The sequence below is a fragment of the Halomonas alkalicola genome (genome assembly GCF_030704205.1).
Lineage (GTDB): Bacteria > Pseudomonadota > Gammaproteobacteria > Pseudomonadales > Halomonadaceae > Halomonas > Halomonas alkalicola.
In genome coordinates, this window is the sequence record NZ_CP131913.1 from 3500717 (window position 1) to 3518575 (window position 17859).

The 17859-nt window shown below is 71.0% G+C and carries 13 protein-coding genes and 1 pseudogene; 12 read left to right on the forward strand and 2 right to left on the reverse strand.

Annotation, left to right across the window (positions count from 1 at the left end):
* Positions 1-44 precede the first annotated feature (44 nt).
* Together B6N23_RS16490 and B6N23_RS16495 are read left to right on the forward strand one after the other, a co-directional pair.
* Complete coding sequence (locus tag B6N23_RS16490; protein ID WP_305500804.1) at positions 45-992, forward strand: ATP-binding protein; 948 nt, start codon at positions 45-47, stop codon at positions 990-992.
* Between the two features lie 252 nt (positions 993-1244).
* A pseudogene (locus tag B6N23_RS16495) lies at positions 1245-2891 on the forward strand (DUF3141 domain-containing protein); the annotation flags it as partial.
* A gap of 527 nt (positions 2892-3418) precedes the next feature.
* Here the strand turns inward: B6N23_RS16495 and B6N23_RS17080 are convergent.
* Positions 3419-3595 carry a hypothetical protein gene (locus B6N23_RS17080; protein WP_369424733.1) on the reverse strand — a complete coding sequence of 59 codons (177 nt, stop codon included), beginning with the start codon at positions 3593-3595 and terminating at the stop codon, positions 3419-3421.
* 231 nt (positions 3596-3826) lie between these two features.
* Here B6N23_RS17080 and topA point away from each other — a divergent pair, with 231 nt between their 5' ends.
* The 10 genes from topA to B6N23_RS16545 all read left to right on the forward strand — a co-directional run bounded on the left by topA (position 3827) and on the right by B6N23_RS16545 (position 17280).
* Complete coding sequence (gene topA, locus B6N23_RS16500) at positions 3827-6466, forward strand: type I DNA topoisomerase (RefSeq protein ID WP_305500814.1); 2640 nt, start codon at positions 3827-3829, stop codon at positions 6464-6466.
* Complete coding sequence (locus B6N23_RS16505) at positions 6463-6927, forward strand: DUF6586 family protein (protein ID WP_305500816.1); 465 nt, start codon at positions 6463-6465, stop codon at positions 6925-6927. The genes topA and B6N23_RS16505 overlap by 4 nt, the downstream gene beginning before the upstream one ends.
* Before the next feature lie 141 nt (positions 6928-7068).
* Entirely contained in the window at positions 7069-9315 is a 2247-nt protein-coding gene (locus B6N23_RS16510; RefSeq protein WP_305500818.1) for a TolC family protein, read from the forward strand.
* Complete coding sequence (locus B6N23_RS16515) at positions 9312-10469, forward strand: efflux RND transporter periplasmic adaptor subunit (protein ID WP_305500820.1); 1158 nt, start codon at positions 9312-9314, stop codon at positions 10467-10469. The genes B6N23_RS16510 and B6N23_RS16515 overlap by 4 nt, the downstream gene beginning before the upstream one ends.
* Positions 10466-13654, forward strand: coding sequence for an efflux RND transporter permease subunit (locus B6N23_RS16520; RefSeq protein WP_305500822.1), 3189 nt, complete (start codon positions 10466-10468; stop codon positions 13652-13654). Before B6N23_RS16515 ends, B6N23_RS16520 begins: the two co-directional genes overlap by 4 nt.
* Positions 13655-13683: 29 nt before the next feature.
* Positions 13684-14157 carry an NYN domain-containing protein gene (locus B6N23_RS16525; protein WP_302138850.1) on the forward strand — a complete coding sequence of 158 codons (474 nt, stop codon included), beginning with the start codon at positions 13684-13686 and terminating at the stop codon, positions 14155-14157.
* Positions 14158-14294: 137 nt separating this feature from the next.
* Positions 14295-14435: a hypothetical protein gene (locus B6N23_RS16530; protein WP_181395641.1), complete on the forward strand. Its 141-nt coding sequence runs from the start codon at positions 14295-14297 to the stop codon at positions 14433-14435.
* Between the two features lie 10 nt (positions 14436-14445).
* On the forward strand, positions 14446-14877 hold the full coding sequence (locus tag B6N23_RS16535; protein ID WP_119020411.1) for a hypothetical protein: 432 nt from the start codon (positions 14446-14448) through the stop codon (positions 14875-14877).
* A 290-nt stretch (positions 14878-15167) separates the two neighbouring features.
* Positions 15168-16760: an ABC-F family ATPase gene (locus B6N23_RS16540; protein WP_305500826.1), complete on the forward strand. Its 1593-nt coding sequence runs from the start codon at positions 15168-15170 to the stop codon at positions 16758-16760.
* 97 nt (positions 16761-16857) lie between these two features.
* Positions 16858-17280, forward strand: a complete 423-nt coding sequence (locus B6N23_RS16545) for a CopD family protein (RefSeq protein WP_305500828.1) — start codon at positions 16858-16860, stop codon at positions 17278-17280.
* 26 nt (positions 17281-17306) lie between these two features.
* Here the strand turns inward: B6N23_RS16545 and B6N23_RS16550 are convergent, their stop codons facing one another.
* Positions 17307-17765, reverse strand: coding sequence for a DUF2231 domain-containing protein (locus B6N23_RS16550; RefSeq protein ID WP_305500829.1), 459 nt, complete (start codon positions 17763-17765; stop codon positions 17307-17309).
* Between the last annotated feature and the right edge of the window lie 94 nt (positions 17766-17859).

Here is a 17859-nt window from a genome sequence, read left to right on the forward strand (position 1 = left end):
ACCGCCGCCCCCGCCGGGGCCACCGCCAAGGAGGCAAGTGTCACGTGAACACCTTCACGCTTTCCGGTTCCGCGGGGAGCCCGCCCCGCCTCGCCCTGGCCGCCGTCGGGCTCGCCGGTCTGCGGGTGCGCCAGGCCGCCGCCGAGCTGGGCCTGGCCTGCCTGGGGGCCGTCACCCCCGACGAGCCCGCCGAGGCGCTGGTGGCGCGCGCCCTGAGTGCCGGCTGCACGGCGCTGCACCCCGGCGAGGCCGACACCGGCCGTCAGCTGGCGCTGGCCAGGGCCTGTCGGGCCGCCGGTCTTCCTTTTGTGGGGCCTCGCCTCGCCCTGATCGAGGCGATGCAGGATGGCGCGGCGGTGAGGGCCCTGCTGCGCGAGGCGGGGGTCCCCCTGGCGGAGGAGGGCGTGCCGGGGCGTCGGGTCGAGCTGGCGGTGCTCTGCGACCGTCTCGGCCGGGTCCGCTGGCTGGCGGTTCGGGAAGCGCTGGGGCCGGGCCTGGTGCGTGCCCCGGTGGCCTGGCTGACGCCGGAGCAGCGCACCTATCTTGGCCAGCTCGCCCTCCAGGGGCTCGCCGCCCTGGAGCTGCGGGGGCTCGTGACCCTGGGCTTTGCGCTGCAGGAAAACCGGCTGGGCTTCTGCGACATGCGCCCCGGGCTCTGTGGCCGGGAGGCGCTGGACGAGGCCCTGACCGGACTGGACCCGGTGGTGGTTCAGCTGCGCCTGGCAGCCGGCGACCGGCTGCGGGACCGCCAGGCGGCCCTGGTCCCCCGCGGCCATGCCCTGCAGTGGCGCCTGGTTCCCGCAGCGGCCACCGGGATCAGCGGCGGGCCCGGCCTGCGCCTGGACCGCGCCCCCGAGACCGGGGGAGAGGGGCGTCTCACGGCCTGGGGGCGCACGCCCGAGGAGGCGCGGCGCCGCGGGCGGAGGGGCCTGGAGGAGCTGCTGGGGGTGGAGGAGGCCGCCGCGCTGATGCGCCCGCTGGGCGTCGACTAGGCGTGCCCGTCACGGAGTTTTCACTCGCCGGGGCGTCGATATTGCGTTATATTGCACTGCAACAAACGGCGTGGAATCTCCACGCTCTGTTTCTCCTCCCTCTGACCGAATTGCCAGGAGCTCGCGATGAATCTTCCGATGCCGACTCCCCCGGCCCCCGTGGTAACGCTGTTCGACCCCTTCGGGTTCGGCCGCGCCGCGGGCCGCTACTGGCTGGATGCCTTCGAGCGCAGCGTGCTCTATCTGGACGTGATGCGCGTTCGCGGCAACCAGTACCTGGAACATATCGAGAAGACCAAGCCCAGCGTGCTGGGCTTCGAGGCCGAAGTGCTGATGGACGGCCGTGAGCTGTCTCGCCCGGTCAACTATGAGCTGCTGCGGATCCTCCCCCCCCAGGGCTATCCCACCGATCTCCAGATGCGCCCCTTCGTGGTGGTCGACCCCCGCGCCGGCCACGGCCCGGGGATCGGTGGCTTCAAGCCCGATAGCGAGATCGGCGTGGCGCTGCGGGCCGGCCATCCCTGCTATTTCATCGGCTTCCTGCCCTATCCCGAGCCCGGCCAGACCGTCGAGGACGTGGTGGAGGCGGAGATCGCCTTCCTGCGCCTGGTCAACCAGCGCCACAGCGAGCGCGGTGCCGAGAAGCCCATGGTGGTGGGCAATTGCCAGGCCGGCTGGCAGCTCATGATGGCGGCGTCGCTGGAGCCCGACCTGTTCGGACCGATCCTGATCGCCGGCTCGCCGCTCTCCTACTGGGCCGGCACCCGCGGCAACGCGCCGATGCGCTACACCGGTGGCATGACCGGGGGCAGCTGGATGACCTCCCTGCTCAGCGACCTGGGCGACGGCCAGTTCGATGGCGCCTGGCTGGTGCAGAACTTCGAGAACCTCAATCCGGCCAACACCTACTGGACCAAGCAGTATCGGCTCTACGCCAACATCGACACCGAAGCCGAGCGCTACCTGGAGTTCGAGCGCTGGTGGGGCGGCCACGTGGTGCTCGGCGGCGACGAGATCCAGTACATCGTCGACAACCTCTTCGTGGGCAACCGCCTCTCCACCGCTCAGCTGGTTACCTCCGACGGGCGCCGCATCGACCTGCGCAACGTGCGCTCGCCGGTGGTGGTGTTCTGCTCCTGGGGCGACGACATCACGCCGCCGCCCCAGGCGCTGGGATGGGTGCGCGACCTGTATGGCGACGTCGAGGACATCATCGCCCACGACCAGACCATCGTCTACTGCATCCATGACACCACCGGCCATCTCGGCATCTTCGTCTCGGGCAGCGTATCGCGCAAGGAGCATACCGAGTTCACCGCCAACATGGACTATATCGACGTGTTGCCGCCGGGGCTCTACGAGACGACGGTGACCGAGCGCGCGGCGCAGGGCGAGCACGACGAGTACATCGACGGCGACTATCTGCTGGAGTTCAATCTGCGCACGCTGGAAGACCTCGACGAGGTGGTCAAGCCCATCGAGGCCGACGACCGTCGCTTCGCCACCGTGGCGCGGATCTCCGAGATCAATCTCGGGCTCTACCGGCTCTTCGTGCAGCCTTGGGTGCGCGCCCTGGCCACGCCCGAATCGGCCCGCTGGATGCGCCGCATGCACCCCAACCGCCTCGGCTACCGCCTCTTCTCCGACCGCAACCCGCTGATGGCCGCGATCCCGCTGCTGGCCGAGAAGATTCGTGCCAAGCGCCATCCGGTGGACGAGGAGAACTTCTTCCGGGTGCTGGAGTCGATTGCCTCCAGCCAGATCACCGGCAGCCTCAATGCCTGGCGTGACCTGCGCGACGGGGCCATCGAGCGCCTGTTCCTCGATCTCTATGGGCAGCCGCTGCTGCAGTCGCTGGTGGGCCTGGGCGGTGACGCCCACGTGCATCGCCGCCGTCCGGGGTCGGAGCCGGAACACCGCCGCTTCATCGAGCGCCGCCAGGCAGAGCTCTCCGAGCGCGTCGCCGAAGGCGGCAGCCACGAGGCGGTGATCCGTGCGCTGATCTACGTGCTGGGGGGCGCCCCCTCGACGGACGAGCGCAACTTCAATCGTCTCAAGGCGTCGCGGGCCGAACTGGAGCCCAACGCGAAGCTGGCGGACTTCAAGAAGCTCGTGCGCGACCAGTTCGCCATCCTCAAACTGGATCGCGAAGCGGCGCTGGAAGCCTTGCCGACCCTGCTGAAGGGGGAGAGCGACGAGGCGATCGACACGCATATCGAGCATATCGAGCATGTGGTGAAGGCCAGCGGACCGCTGAGCGAGGAGGGCAGCGGGCGCCTGGAGCGGGTGCGGGCGCTCTTCGAGCGCGCCATCGACCGGGCGCCGATCCTCGAAGCCGAGGCGCGTGCCGAGGCCCAGGCGTGGGTCGGCACCCAGGCCGAGGCCCAGCGCCTGGCCCTGAGCGACCTCGAGGGCCTGATGGAGTCTCAGCCGGCGGCCAAGGCCGAGGCGCCTGCCGCCAAGGCCGAGGCGCCCGCCGCCAAGGCCGAGGCGCCTGCCGCCAAGGCCGAGGAGCCCGATGCCAAGCCGGCCGCCTCGCGTCGCCGGACCCCGGCACCCCGTCGCAAGCCGGGTGGCAACAAGCGCTGAGCCAGGCCAGGCACGACCCCAGCAGCGCCCCTGCCACCCCGGTGGCGGGGGCGCTGTCATTGACGCAGGCTTGCCCTCGCCCGAGGGTGCGGTCTAGGGTCAGAAGGCGCCAACCGCGGGCGCCCACTGGCGCGATGCCAGGCGCTGGGTTAGGGTAGGCGCATTTTTCGCCCGCCGAATCAGGGCGGTATGGCATTGTCAGGCGAGGACTCGACGTCCACGCCATGCACTTTCAGTGGAGCACTATGGGAAAGTCACTGGTCATCGTCGAGTCGCCGGCCAAGGCCAAGACGATCAACAAATATCTCGGCAGCGACTTCATCGTGAAGTCGAGTGTGGGTCACATCCGTGATCTGCCGACCAGCGGCTCGGGCAAGGCGGCCTCGGATCCCAAGGAGCGCGCGCGGCAGGCCGCGGCGACCCGCAAGATGTCGCCGGAGGAGAAGGCCGAGTACCGGAAGCGCAAGTCCCAGGAGCAGCTGATCCGGCGCATGGGCATCGACCCCGAGCACGGCTGGGAGGCCCACTACGAGATCCTCCCGGGCAAGGAGAAGGTGGTCGCCGAGCTCCAGAAGCTGGCCCAGAAGGCCGACACCGTCTATCTCGCCACCGATCTCGACCGCGAGGGGGAGGCCATCGCCTGGCACCTTCGCGAGACTATCGGCGGCGATGACGCGCGCTACAAGCGCGTGGTCTTCAACGAGATCACCAAGAACGCCATCCAGGAGGCGTTCAAGGACCCCGGCACCCTCAACATGCCGCGGGTCGAGGCCCAGCAGGCGCGGCGCTTCCTGGACCGTGTGGTCGGCTTCATGCTCTCGCCGCTGCTGTGGGCCAAGATCGCCCGCGGCCTCTCGGCCGGGCGGGTGCAGTCGGTGGCCATGCGCCTGATCGTCGAGCGCGAGCGCGAGATCCGCGCCTTCGTGCCCGAGGAGTTCTGGGACGTCCATGCCGATCTGGTGCCGCAGGTCGAGGGGGGCGACGGCGAGCCGGTGCGCTTCGAGCTGGTGCGCCAGGACGGCAAGGCCTTCCGGCCCACCTCCGAGGCCGAGACCCTGGAGCGCATCGCCGCGCTCAGGAAGGCGTCACTCGCCATTACCTCGCGGGAAGACAAGCCCACGCGGTCGAAGCCCAACCCGCCCTTCATCACCTCGACCCTGCAGCAGGCCGCCAGCGGCCGGCTGGGCTTCTCGGTGAAGAAGACCATGACCCTGGCCCAGCGCCTCTACGAGGCGGGCTATATCACCTACATGCGTACCGACTCCACCAACCTGTCGAAGGATGCGGTGGAGAGCGTGCGTGAGTTCATCGGCGGCGAGTATGGCGAGCGCTACCTGCCGGAGGCGCCCAACCGCTACTCCAGCAAGGAGGGCGCCCAGGAGGCCCACGAGGCGATCCGTCCCTCCGACGTTGGCCGTCGCGCCACCGACCTTGCCGGCATGGAGCGCGACGCCGAGCGGCTCTACGAGCTGATCTGGCGCCAGTTCGTGGCCTGCCAGATGACCCCGGCCGAGTACCTCTCCAGCACCCTCACCGTGGAGGTCGACGGCTACGAGCTCAAGGCCAAGGGGCGCGTGCTCAAGTTCGACGGTTACACCCGCGTGATGAAGCCGGCCGGCAAGAACGAGGACCAGTCGCTGCCGGATCTCGCCGAGGGTACCCCCATGACCCTGGCCTCCCTGGACCCGCTGCAGCACTTCACCAAGCCGCCGGCCCGCTACACCGAGGCGAGCCTGGTCAAGGAGCTGGAGAAGCGCGGCATCGGCCGGCCCTCGACTTATGCCTCAATCATCTCCACCATCCAGGACCGCGGCTACGTCAAGCTGGAGAACCGGCGCTTCTATGCCGAGAAGCTCGGCGATATCGTCACCGAGCGCCTCAAGGAGTCCTTCCCCGACCTGATGGACTACTCCTTCACGGCGCGCATGGAGGATGGCCTCGACGAGGTGGCCGAGGGCGAGCGCAACTGGCGTGCGCTGCTCGATGCCTTCTACGCCGAGTTCCGGAAGGAGCTTTCGGAGGCCGAGAGCGAGGAGGGGATGCGCCCCAACCAGCCGGTGCCCACCGACATCGACTGCCCCAGCTGCGGGCGCAAGATGCAGATCCGTACCGCCTCCACCGGGGTCTTCCTGGGCGGCTCCGGCTACAACCTGCCGCCCAAGGAGCGCTGCAAGACCACCATCGACCTGCTGCCCGGCGAGGAGGCAGTGGCCGCCGACGCCGACGAGGAGGCCGAGACCGATGCCCTGCGGGCCAAGCACCGCTGCGGGAAGTGCGGCACCGCCATGGACAGCTACCTGATCGACGAGACTCGCAAGCTGCACATCTGCGGCAACAGCCCGGACTGCGACGGCTACGAGATCGAGCAGGGCAGGTTCCGCATCAAGGGCTATGACGGCCCGACCATCGAGTGCGACAAGTGCGGCAGCGAGATGCAGCTCAAGTCCGGGCGCTTCGGCAAGTACTTCGGCTGCACCAACAGCGAGTGCAAGAACACCCGCAAGCTGCTGCGCAGCGGCGAGGTGGCGCCGCCCAAGATGGATCCCATCGACATGCCGGAGCTGGCCTGCCAGAAGGTCGATGACCACTACGTGCTGCGCGACGGGGCCAGCGGCCTGTTCCTGGCGGCGAGCAAGTTCCCCAAGAACCGCGAGACGCGCCCGCCCCTGGTCCGCGAGCTCAAGGCCCACGCCGAGGAGCTCCCCGAGAAGTATCGCTACCTGCTCGACGCCCCCAGCGAGGATCCGGATGGCCGCCCGGCGCAGATCCGCTTCTCGCGCAAGGCCAAGGAGCAGTTCGTGATGACCGACGAGGAGGGCAAGGCCACCGGCTGGAAGGCCACCTTCGACGGCAGCCGCTGGCAGGTGGAGGACAAGCGCAAGTGACCCCGAGAGCCCGTACCAATCAGCTGCTCTATCAGGCCGAGCTGCTGCTCGGCACTCCCTGCGGCGAGGACGAGCACGCCGAGGCCCGCCGCATGGCCGCCGAGGAGGGCGCCCTGGCCCTCACCGAGCTGGCCCTGGAGTCCCTGCTGCGCGAGGTGACCGAGCATGCGCGCCTGCCGGCCCACCCCTGGCGGGAGCTTCTCGGCCCCGAGGGGGCCGGCATCGCCGAGCTGCACCGGCTGCGCGAGCTGGCCGCCCAGCCGGGCAGCTGGCTCGCCTGGCTGATCAGCCGGCTCGAGGCGCTGCACGCAAGCGAAGGCGCCGCCCGCCGCCGCACTGGTGCCGCCGCCGGCCTGATCGCCGTGGGCAGCGCCGCCGCCCTGGGCGACGAGCTCCACAGCTGCCTGCAGGCCGCCAAGGCCGAGATCGCCGCCCTGCGCGAAACCAGCCAGGAGTGGTAGACCTCCCCCGATAGTAAGCCAGCAAGGCGAGGAGAGGCCTGTCGACGGATCAGCTCCGAGCCCTTAGGCCGGTGCGGCGCCTGGTAACTTTCAAACAGTCGTTTATACTCGGTGCCATCGCCCACCTACCGGCCAAGCCCCATGAACGCCATCGCAAGGACGCGTCTGTTCATTCTCCGGTACCTCGCCGCACCGCTGCTGGCCCTGCCGCTGGCGATGGCCCCCGCGGCGGCGGCCGACCTGACCCTCGACCTCCGGCTGCTGCCCGGCGGCGAGGGCGACCTGCCCGCGCTGCGTCAGGAGCTCGAACGCCTCTCCGCCGGGCGGCGCACGCCCGAACTGGCCGCGGCGGCGCCCGGCACCGGCGTCCGCCTGCCGGGGCTGGACGTCCTGGAATCCCCCGAGTTTCTCACCACCACGGACCTCCTGGCCCTCGAGCCCCTGGATGGCGCCTACCGGGTGCTGCTGCTTGGCCCTGCCGAGGCGCTGGAGGCTGCCGGCGAGGCCCTGGCCGGCCAGGCTCGCCTCCGGGGCATCGCGCTGGTGCCTCTGGCCGTGGCTCCCTCACGCTATCCCTCCGCGGCCGACCTGCAGGGCGCCGATGGCGCCCTGGTGCTGGCGCTGCCCGGCCTCGACGGAGACGCCCAGCACCGGCTCTTCGACCGGCTGGCCGAGGCGGGGGTGCCGAGCGTGGCGCTGACCGATGCCCGTCAGGTCGAGCGCGGTGCGCTGCTCTCCTCCCCCGGCGCCCTGGATCCTGACGCCTGGCGCCGCCGGCTGGCGCTGCGCCTGGATGACGTCGCCGCCGGCCGTCCCCCCGAACCCCTGGACGCCCGTCCCGGCCTGGGCCGCTCCTGGCTCAACCTCGAGACCGCCGCCCGGCTCGACTGGTCGCCGAGCTTTGCGCTGCTAGGCGAGGCGCGCCTGGTGGGCGAGGCCGCCGCCCCGGAGGCAGCGCCCCTGGCACTTTCCCAGGCGGTGGCTCTGGCACTTTCCGCGAGCCCGGCCCTGGCCGCTGCCCGTCAGGGCGTCGAGGTGGAGGCCTTCGACCGTGACCTGGCCGCTTCCCGCTACCGTCCCAGCCTCTACCTGGAGGCCACCGGGCGGATGATCGACGAGACCCGCGCCCGAGCCGCCCTGGGCCAGGAGCCGGAGCGCCTGGTCAGCGGCGGAGCGGTGCTGGAGCAGCTGCTCTTCTCCGAACCGGCCCTGGCCGCCATCGCCGTCGCCGGCAGCCTCGACCGCGCCCGGCGCGCCGAGCTCGAGGTGGAGAGCCTCGACCTGGCGTTGGCGGTATCACGGGAGTTTCTCGACCTGCTGCGCCTCGACGCCAGCCGCGAGGTGCTCGAGGCCGACCTGGGGCTGGCCCGTGCCCAGCGTGACCAGGCGGTGCGCGGCGAGACCGCCGGCGCCGTGGGGCGCGGCGAGGTGGCCCGCTTCGAGGCGGAGCTCACCCAGGCCCGGGAGCGCCTGGAACAGGCGGTGGCGGACCGCGAGCGGCTGGCGATCGCCCTCAATCGCCGGCTGGGTCGGGCCCCGGCCGCCCCACTCGCGCCGGTCGAACCGGAGCTGGATGGCCCCGAATGGCTGGGCGGTGATGACCAGTTCCTGGCGGTCCTCGATTCTCCGGCGAGCCTCGCCGACTGGCAGGGGCGGCTGGTGACCGCGGCCCTGCGCGACTCTGCCGAGCTCGAGGCGATCGGCGAGCTGCGCCAGGCGGCACGCCGCGAGCTGACCTCGCGCCGCCGGGCCTTCTGGCTGCCCGAGGTGGGTCTCGAGGCGCGCTATACCAGCGAACTCTCCCGGGCCGGTGAGGGCGAGCGGGCCCCCTGGGAGTCGTCGAACCCGGTCGTGCAGGCCGGCGTCGGGGCCCTCGAGGGGGCGGGCGTGGGGCTGCCCGAGACCGGTCGCGACCAGTGGAGCGTCGGGGTCTCGGCGCGGCTGCCGCTCTACGCCGGCGGGCGGCGCAGCATCGAGCGTGACCGCAGTGCGGCGCGCCTGGAGCAGGTGGCCCTCGAGGACGCCGAGGCGCGCCTGGGACTCGAGGCCCGGCTGCGCGCCGCCAGCGTCGAGCTCGCCGCCGCCTGGCGGCGCATCGCCCTGCGCGACGAGGCACGCGAGCACGCCGAGGAGGCCCTGGCCCTGGCCGAGGAGGCCTGGCGCGAAGGGGCGCTCTCCCAGGTGGCGCTGCTCGATGCCCGTACCAGCGCACGCCAGGCGGGCCTCGCCGCCGCCGAGGGGCGCTGGCAGGCGCTGCAGGCGCTGGTGCACCTGCAGCGCGCCCTGGGGATCACCCCGGGCCCCATGGCGGCCGAGGCTCGCGAGCGGCTGCTGGCGGGCGCCGGCGGCGCGCTGGGGGAAGGGCACACGACAGGAGAAGGACCATGATCATGCGGGGAATCCTGCTGGCGGGACTGGTGCTGCTGGCCGGCTGCGCCGAGGAGCCGGTGGAGGAGGCGCCGCTGCGCCCGGTGCGCACCCTGGTCCTCGAGGCCGACGGTGCGACCGGCGAGCGTGAGCTGCCGGCGCGCCTGGAGGCGGCCGCCAACCGCCGGATGAGCTTCCGGGTGGCGGGCCAGCTCGAGGCCCTGGAGGTAGCGGTGGGGGAGCGGGTGACGGCCGGCCAGCCCCTGGCCCGGCTCGAGGCCGACGACCTGCGCCTGCAGCGCGACCGCGCCCGCTCGGCCCTGGCCGGTGCCGAGGCGGCGGCGGCCAACGCCGAGGCCGAGTGGCAGCGCGCCCGGCGCCTCTACGAGGCGGGCAGCGCCCCGGCCCGGGACCTCGACGCCGCCCGCGCCCAGCGCGACGCCGCCCGGGCCCAGCGCGACAGTGCCCGGGACGCCCTGGCCCTGGCCGAGCGACAGCTCGGCTTCACGCGCCTCGCAGCGCCCGACGCCTGCCGGGTGGCGAGCCGCCTGGCGGAGGCCGGCGAGAACGTCGGTGCCGGTCAGCCGGTGCTGGTGCTCGCCTGCGGCGACGATCTGGAGGTGCGCGCGGCCCTCTCGGAGGACCTGCTCGGCGAGCTGGTCATCGGGGCGCCGCTGCGGGTGCGCCTGCCGCTCGCCGACCTCACCCTGGCCGGCGAGGTGGCCGAGATCGGCCTGCCGGTGGACCCGCGCCAGGCCACCTGGCCGCTGCGGGTGGCCCTCCCGGGCCTGGCGGAGGACGAGCGCGCGCGGCTCCAGCCCGGCATGGCGGCGGAGCTGACGCTGCCCCTGGGCGGCCCCGGCAGCGGCATCTGGGTGCCCATGGTGGCGGTGCAGCAGGATATCGACGGCCACTTTGTCTACGTGGCCGAGCCTGGGGGTGACAGGGAAGAGGAGAGCGGGAGCCGCGATGCCAGCGATGCCACCGGGGACCGCGAGGCGACGGTGGTGCGCCACACCGTGACCCTGGGCGGTCGCCACGGCGAGCGCCTCGAGGTGCTGGCGGGGCTCGAGCCGGGCCAGCACCTGATCGTGGCGGGAATGAGCCGGCTCCATGACGGCATGCGGGTGCGCCTGCTCGAAGAGCGCAGCACCGCCGCGGAGGCCTCGCCGTGACCCTGACCGAGGCGGCGCTGCGCTACAACCGGGTGACCATCGCCGGGCTCCTGGTGGTGCTGCTGGGGGCGGTGATCAGCTATCTCTCCATCTCCCGGGCAGAGGATCCGGCGGTGACGGTGCGAGTGGCTCAGGTGGTCACCTACCTGCCCGGGGCCACCCCGGAACGGGTCGAGCAGCTGGTCACCGACCCGCTGGAGACCGCCATCATGGAGATGCCGGAGCTCGACTTCGTCGAGAGCACCTCCCGGGCCGGGGTCTCCATCATCCGGGTGGAGCTGCGTCCCGACGTGAGGGACGTCCAGGCCGGCTGGGACAAGCTGCGCCGCAAGGTGGGCGACGCCCGGGGCAGGCTGCCCGACGAGGCCCACGCGCCCATCATCAACGACGAGTTCGGCGACGTCTTCGGCATCATGCTCTCGCTCACCGGCGAGGGGTACGAACAGGCGGAGCTCAAGGAGGTCGCCGACGACGTCCGCGACCGCCTGCTGATGCTCGATGACGTGGCCAAGGTGAACATCCACGGCTACGCCGAGGAGCGCATCTTCCTGGAGTACAGCGAGTCGCGCCTGGCCGAGCTCGGCGTCTCCCCCCAGGGGCTCGCCCAGCTCTTGGCCGCGCGCAACATCGTGCTGCCCGGCGGGGCGATCCGCAGCGGCGACGAGCGGCTGATCCTCGAACCCACCGGCAACTTCACCCATATCGACGACATCCGCCGGGCGCTGCTGCCGCTGCCCGACGGCACCCTGGTGCCTCTGGGCTCGCTGATGGAGGTGCGCCACGGTTACGCCGATCCGCCCATGAGCCGCTATCACGCCGGCGGCGTGCAGGGGCTGGCGATTGCCATCGCCATGCGCGAGGGGGGCAATATCCTCGACCTGGGCGAGCAGGTCCAGGGCGCCATCGAGCGCCTCGAGCGCGACCTGCCGGTGGGCCTCGAGTTCGAGGTGCTGGCCAACCAGCCCGACCGGGTCGAGGAGCGCATCAACGAGTTTCTGATCAACCTGCTGCAGGCGGTGGCGCTGGTCTGCGTGGTGATGCTGCTCTTCCTGGGGCTGCGCACCGGGCTGATCGTGGCGAGCCTGGTGCCCTCGGCGATACTGGCCTGCCTCGCCTTCATGGGGCTCTTCGACATCGGCCTCGACCAGGTCTCGCTCGGGGCGCTGATCATCGCGCTGGGCATGCTGGTGGATAACGCCATCGTCATGGTGGAGTCGATCCAGGTCTCGGCCCGGGAGGGCAAGAGCGTGCGCCAGGCGGCGCTGGACTCCGCCCGGCAGCTGCGTTTCCCGCTGCTCACCGCCTCGCTGACCACGGCGGCGGCCTTCCTGCCCCAGTTCCTGGCGGTCTCCGACGTCGGGGAGTACACCCGCTCGCTGTTCCAGGTGGTCACCATCACGCTGCTCTCCTCCTGGCTGCTGTCGCTGACCATGATCCCGCTGCTCTGCGTGGCCTTTATCAAGGTCAGGCCGAAGGACGGTGACGCCTCGCCCGGGGGGCAGGCGGGGGGAGAGGCGCGCGACGAGGAGAGCGATCCGGCGGGCCGGGCGCGACCGCCGCTCTCGGCGCGCATCGCCGAGCGGGTCTATGCCGGCTACCGTCGGCTGCTGCTGGCCCTGCTGCACCACCGCGCCCTGACCCTGGCCGCGGTGGCCGGCCTGCTGGGGCTGGCCTGGCTCGGCTTCGGGCCGCTGCCCAAGATCTTCTTTCCCCAGGCGGAGCGCACCATCGTCACCGCCGAGCTGCGCCTGCCCTTCTCGGCGCCGATCGAGCGCACCCGGGCGGTGGTGGAGGAGATCGAGGCCTTCCTGGCCGAGGAACTCGCCGCCGAGCGCGACGAGGCGGGCGAGTGGATACGTGACGGGGTGGAGCGCTGGGGCAGCTTCATCGGCTTCGGCGGCGAGCGCTACATCATCAATCACGCCCCGGAGCCGCCGAGCCCCGAGTACGCCTTCCTGCTGCTGCAGACCAATCGCTGGCAGGCGGTGGACGGGGTGATCGAGCGCCTCGATGGCTGGCTCGCGCAGCGCTTCCCCGATCTGCAGGCCACCGTGGCCGCCACCAGCTTCGGTCCGCCGGTGACGGTGCCGCTTTCGGTGCGGATCTCCGGCGACGACGAGGCGACCCTCAGGCGTATCGCCGAGGAGGTGCGCCGGCGGGTGGCCGAGGCGTCGGGTACGCGCAACGTGCGCGATGACTGGGGCGAGTGGATCAAGCGGCTGCGCGTCGAGGTCGATCCCGCCCGGGCGCTGCGCGCCGGCGTCACCGAGCGCGACGTGGCGCTGAGCCTGCAGACGGCGCTCTCAGGGATGACCGTCGGCACCTTTCGCGACGGCGACACCCTGGTGCCGATCCAGCTGCGCAACGAGCGCGGCGAAGCGCGCACCCCGGACGACCTGGAGGGCGTTACCGTGCTGCCCGTCGGCGGCGGGGTAGGGGTGCCCCTGGCCCAGGTTGCCGAGGTCGAGCTCGACTGGGGACCGGCGCGCATCCTGCGCCGGGACCGTTTCCGCACCATCTCGGTGGAGGCGGAGCTGGCCCCCGGGGTCACCGCCGCCGGGGTGGCGGCCGAGCTGCGCCCCTGGCTCGAGGAGCGCCAGGCCGAGTGGCCGAGCGGGGTCTTCTACGAGTTCGGCGGCGAGGTGGAGTCGTCGCGCATCGCCACCGACTCCATCGCCGAGAAGCTGCCCATCGGCGCCATGGCGATCCTGCTGCTGCTGGTGGTGCAGTTCAACCCCCTGCGCCGGCCGCTGATCATCCTGGCCACCATCCCGATGTCGCTGATCGGGGTGATCTTCGGCCTGACCATCACCGGCTCCCACTTCGGGATCATGACCTTCCTTGGGGTGGTGTCGCTGGCCGGCATCGTCATCAACAACGCCATCGTGCTGATCGATCGCATCGACCTCGAGCGCGGCAAGCTCTCGCCCCAGGAGGCGATCCTCGAGGCGGGGCGGCGGCGACTGCGCCCGGTGCTGATGTCGACCCTGACCACCAGCGGCGGCCTGCTGCCGCTGTGGCTGGGTGGGGGCCTGCTCTGGGCGCCCATGGCGATCACCATCATCTTCGGCCTGCTGGCTGCGGCGCTGATCGCGCTCTGCGTGGTGCCGGTGCTCTATTCGCTGCTGATGCGGGTGCCCTTCGAGCGCCGCCGCGACGGCGAGGCGTCGACTGTGTCAGGCTGAGGGTCTCTTTCCCCATCGAGGCCAGCCCCATGGAGCGTGTCGCCCTCTTCGTCGATGTGCAGAACGTCTACTACACCACCCGCGAGGCCTTCGGGCGGCACTTCGACTACCACGCCTTCTGGGCACGCTTCGCAGCGGGCCGGGAGGTGGTGGTGGCCAACGCCTATGCGGTGGAGCGCGGCGATCCCCGCCAGCGCCAGTTCCAGGCCATCCTGCGCACCATCGGCTTCGACGTGAAGCTCAAGCCCTTCATCCAGCGCAGCGACGGCTCCGCCAAGGGCGACTGGGACGTGGGCATCGCCCTGGACGCCATGGAGGCGGGGCCGCGTGTCGACCACCTGGTGCTGGTCTCCGGGGACGGCGACTTCGACCTCCTGGTAGACCGGCTGCGCCAGCGGTTCGGCATTCGGGTGACCGTCGTTGGGGTGGCGCGCCTCACCGCCGATTCCCTGGTGCGCGCCGCCAGCGACTTCGTGCCCGTGGACGCCACGCTGCTGCGCTAGCTCTGCCATCGGTGCCCTTCATCGCCTTACGTTGATACACGTCAAGCATGCCGCTCCGCCGCTCCGCCCTTGGCTAGGATGAAGACAGGAGCAGGCCGGCACAGCGGCCGCGACGACAACAACGAGGAGGATGCGCCATGCGATTTCATCAGGTGAAGGAGCTGGTCGACTGGGCCGGCGGCAGCGACGAGAAGGCCTTCTTCGAGGCCCTGGCGGCCGGCCACGAGGCCGAGGTGCGGCGCATCGCCCGGGATATCCAGCGGCTCGAGGACTACTGAGGAGGCCACCATGAGCGAACAACTGCTTTCCCCCAAGATGCTGGGCTACTGGACCGAGGCGACCCTGCGGGAGGCCCCGGACGAATCCGGCATCTACTGCGTGTTCCGGGCGGCGAAGGACCCCGAGACCGAGGAGATGGACGTTCAGGAGCTGCTCTACGTGGGTGAGCACAGAAGCGCCCGCCACGGCCTGCAGCATGACGGCCATCGCGACAAGTGGCACGCTTTCCCGCAGCCCGACGAGGAGATCTGGTACGCGGTGGGGCTGTGCGGCAGCGCCAACCGCGAGCGCCTGGCCGCGGCGATGATCAACGCCCACAAGCCGCGCTTCAACTCGGACAGCCCCTACCTGGACCGCTTCCCCTTCGACGACACCACGGTCCATATCTACGGCAAGAAGCACAAGCTGCAGAGCATCTTCAACGTTGATCGTCAGGACTGAGGGTCTCCTAGGCGAAGTAACACGCGGCCCCGGCGGATTCACCTGCCGGGGCCGTCGCGGATTATGAAGATTCGCTCGAGGCTGTTCCGGCGACAGGCCGGCGAGGGGGCGCTGTAAACCCTTCCCTGGGCGCTACCGATGCCATCCCTGGCATAGGACCCCCTCTTCGACCTGTCCCCGGCGCCTCTCGCTCCAGCTAGTGGTACGATCCTGCTACTCAGCGGGCGGTGTGAAGGGCGGCCATAACCGGTACAATCGCGCCCCTTCCATGCACCGACCGGACCCTCTCCTTGATCTCCACCGCCAACATCACCATGCAGTTCGGGGCCAAGCCCCTGTTCGAGAACGTCTCCATCAAGTTCGGCAATGGCCACCGCTACGGCCTGATCGGCGCCAATGGCTGCGGCAAATCCACCTTCATGAAGATCCTCGGCGGCGACCTCGAGCCCTCCTCGGGCCAGGTCATGGTCGAGTCCGGTGCCCGGCTCGGCAAGCTGCGCCAGGACCAGTTCGCCTACGAGAACGAGCGGGTCATCGACACCGTGATCATGGGCAACGCCGAGCTTTCGCAGGTGGCGGCGGAGCGCGAGCGCATCTACTCCCTGCCCGAGATGAGCGAGGAGGACGGCATGGCGGTGGCCGACCTGGAGGTGCGCTTCGCCGAGCTCGACGGCTACACCGCCGAGGCCCGCGCCGGTGAACTGCTGCTGGGGCTCGGCATCCCCATCGAGCAGCACGCAGGCCCCATGAGCGAGGTGGCCCCGGGCTGGAAGCTGCGCGTGCTGCTGGCCCAGGCGCTGTTCTCCGATCCCGACGTGCTGCTGCTCGACGAGCCCACCAACCACCTGGACATCAACACCATCCGCTGGCTGGAGGGGGTGCTCACGGCGCGCAACAGCACCATGATCATCATTTCCCACGACCGCCACTTCCTCAACAGCGTCTGCACCCACATGGCGGACCTTGACTACGGCGAGATCCGCCTCTTCCCGGGCAACTACGACGACTACATGACCGCGGCCACCGCCGCCCGCGAGCGCCAGCACGCCGACAACGCCAAGAAGAAGGCGCAGATCGCCGACCTCCAGGCCTTCGTCAGCCGCTTCTCGGCCAACGCCTCCAAGGCCAAGCAGGCCACCTCCCGGGCGCGCCAGATCGACAAGATCAAGCTCGAGGAGATCAAGCCCTCGAGCCGGGTCAGCCCCTTCATCCGCTTCGAGCAGGCGCGCAAGATCCACCGCAACGCGGTCAACGTGGAGGGGCTCGCCCAGGGCTACCCCGGCGAGGCGCCCCTCTTCGAGGGCTTCGGCATGACCGTGGAGGCCGGCGAGCGCATCGCCATCATCGGCCCCAACGGCATCGGCAAGACCACCCTGCTGCGCACCCTGGCCGGTGAGCTTTCGCCGCTCTCCGGCAGCGTGAAGTGGACCGACAGCGCGGATCTCGGCCACTTCGCCCAGGACCATGCCGACGACTTTGCCAACGACGCCACCCTGTTCGAGTGGATGGCGCAGTGGACCGACGGCGGCGAGCAGGTGATCCGCGGGGCGCTGGGGCGGATGCTCTTCTCCAGCGACGACATCGGCAAGTCGGTGAAGGTGATCTCCGGCGGCGAGCAGGGGCGCATGCTGTTCGGCAAGCTGACCCTGACCCGGCCCAACGTGCTGCTGATGGACGAGCCCACCAACCACCTGGACATGGAGTCCATCGAGGCGCTCAACCTGGCGCTTGCGCACTACCCGGGCACCCTGATCTTCGTCAGCCACGACCGGGAGTTCGTTTCCTCCCTGGCCACCCGCATCCTCGACATGAGCGAGGAGGGCATCACCGACTTCCGCGGCAGCTACGACGACTACCTGAGAAGCCAGGGCCTCTACGGCTGAGGGATGAGGCGTTGAGGGCCGCCTTGGCCCCCTCGCCGACGCTGGACTAGGGTGAGGGTGTTGCCGGCCGCGGGTCGGCGTCGCCGCAAGGATGCCCATGCCCTGGATCAAGTTCCTGCATATCGCCGCCCTGGTGAGCTGGTGCGGCGTGCTGCTCTACCTGCCCGCGCTGCTATTCCAGCTGGCGCGCCCCGAGCGCGTCGCTCAGGGCGTCTCTCCCGGCGCGCCACCGCTGCCGCGGCTGCTCTACAACGGCGTGGCGAGCCCCGTCGCGCTGCTCGCCATCGCCTCCGGCACGCTGCTGTTCCTGCTCCACGGCCTCACCGGTCCCTGGCTGGTGCTCAAGCTGCTGGCGGTCTGTGTCATGGTGCTGGCCCACGGCCTGTGCGGCTGGCTGCTGCTGCGCCTGGAGCAGGAGCGCCCCAGCGGGGTCGTCGCCGGGTCGCTCTTGGCCGGCAGCGTGGCGGGGCTCGCCATGCTGGCGGTGGTCGGCCTGGTGCTGGCCAAGCCGGCGCTGTGAAGGGGAGGAAGGGGATGCCGCTGCCGTCAGTCGTCCAGGTCCACGCCCACCGCATGCTCGTAGACCAGCTGCCCGCCGAGAAAGCCCGCCAGGGCGATCAGCGCGGCGGTGGCCAGGCTCAGTGCCAGCCCCCAGGGCAGCAGGGCCTCGCCCGCGAAGCGCCACAGCCAGTTGAGCGAGGCGAGCGAGAGCATCACCACCGCCACCATGGCGTGGCTCCAGGCGGTCACCAGGCGGCGAATGCCGCGCACCGTCACCAGGTCGATGAGGCCGGCGAGGCTGGCGAACCAGCCACCGAAGGCGCCCACCCCGGCAAGCCACAGCGAGGCGCGGGCCCAGAAGGGGTCGCCGGTGGTCAGAAAGCCCAGGTCGCTGGCCACCAGGGCGAGCAGGGCGGCCACCGGGAAGTGGATCATCACCGGGTGCAGGGGGTGGCCGGCGACGGCCGCGCGGCTGCGGATGGAGCGCTTTGGGGGCGTTGGCATGGCGGCGTCCCTGTCGATGGCGTCATGGGTGGCGTCCCCCTCAGTGAAGGCCGCGGCGGCCGGCGGGTCAACCCGGGCCCGCCGCGCCGGGCGC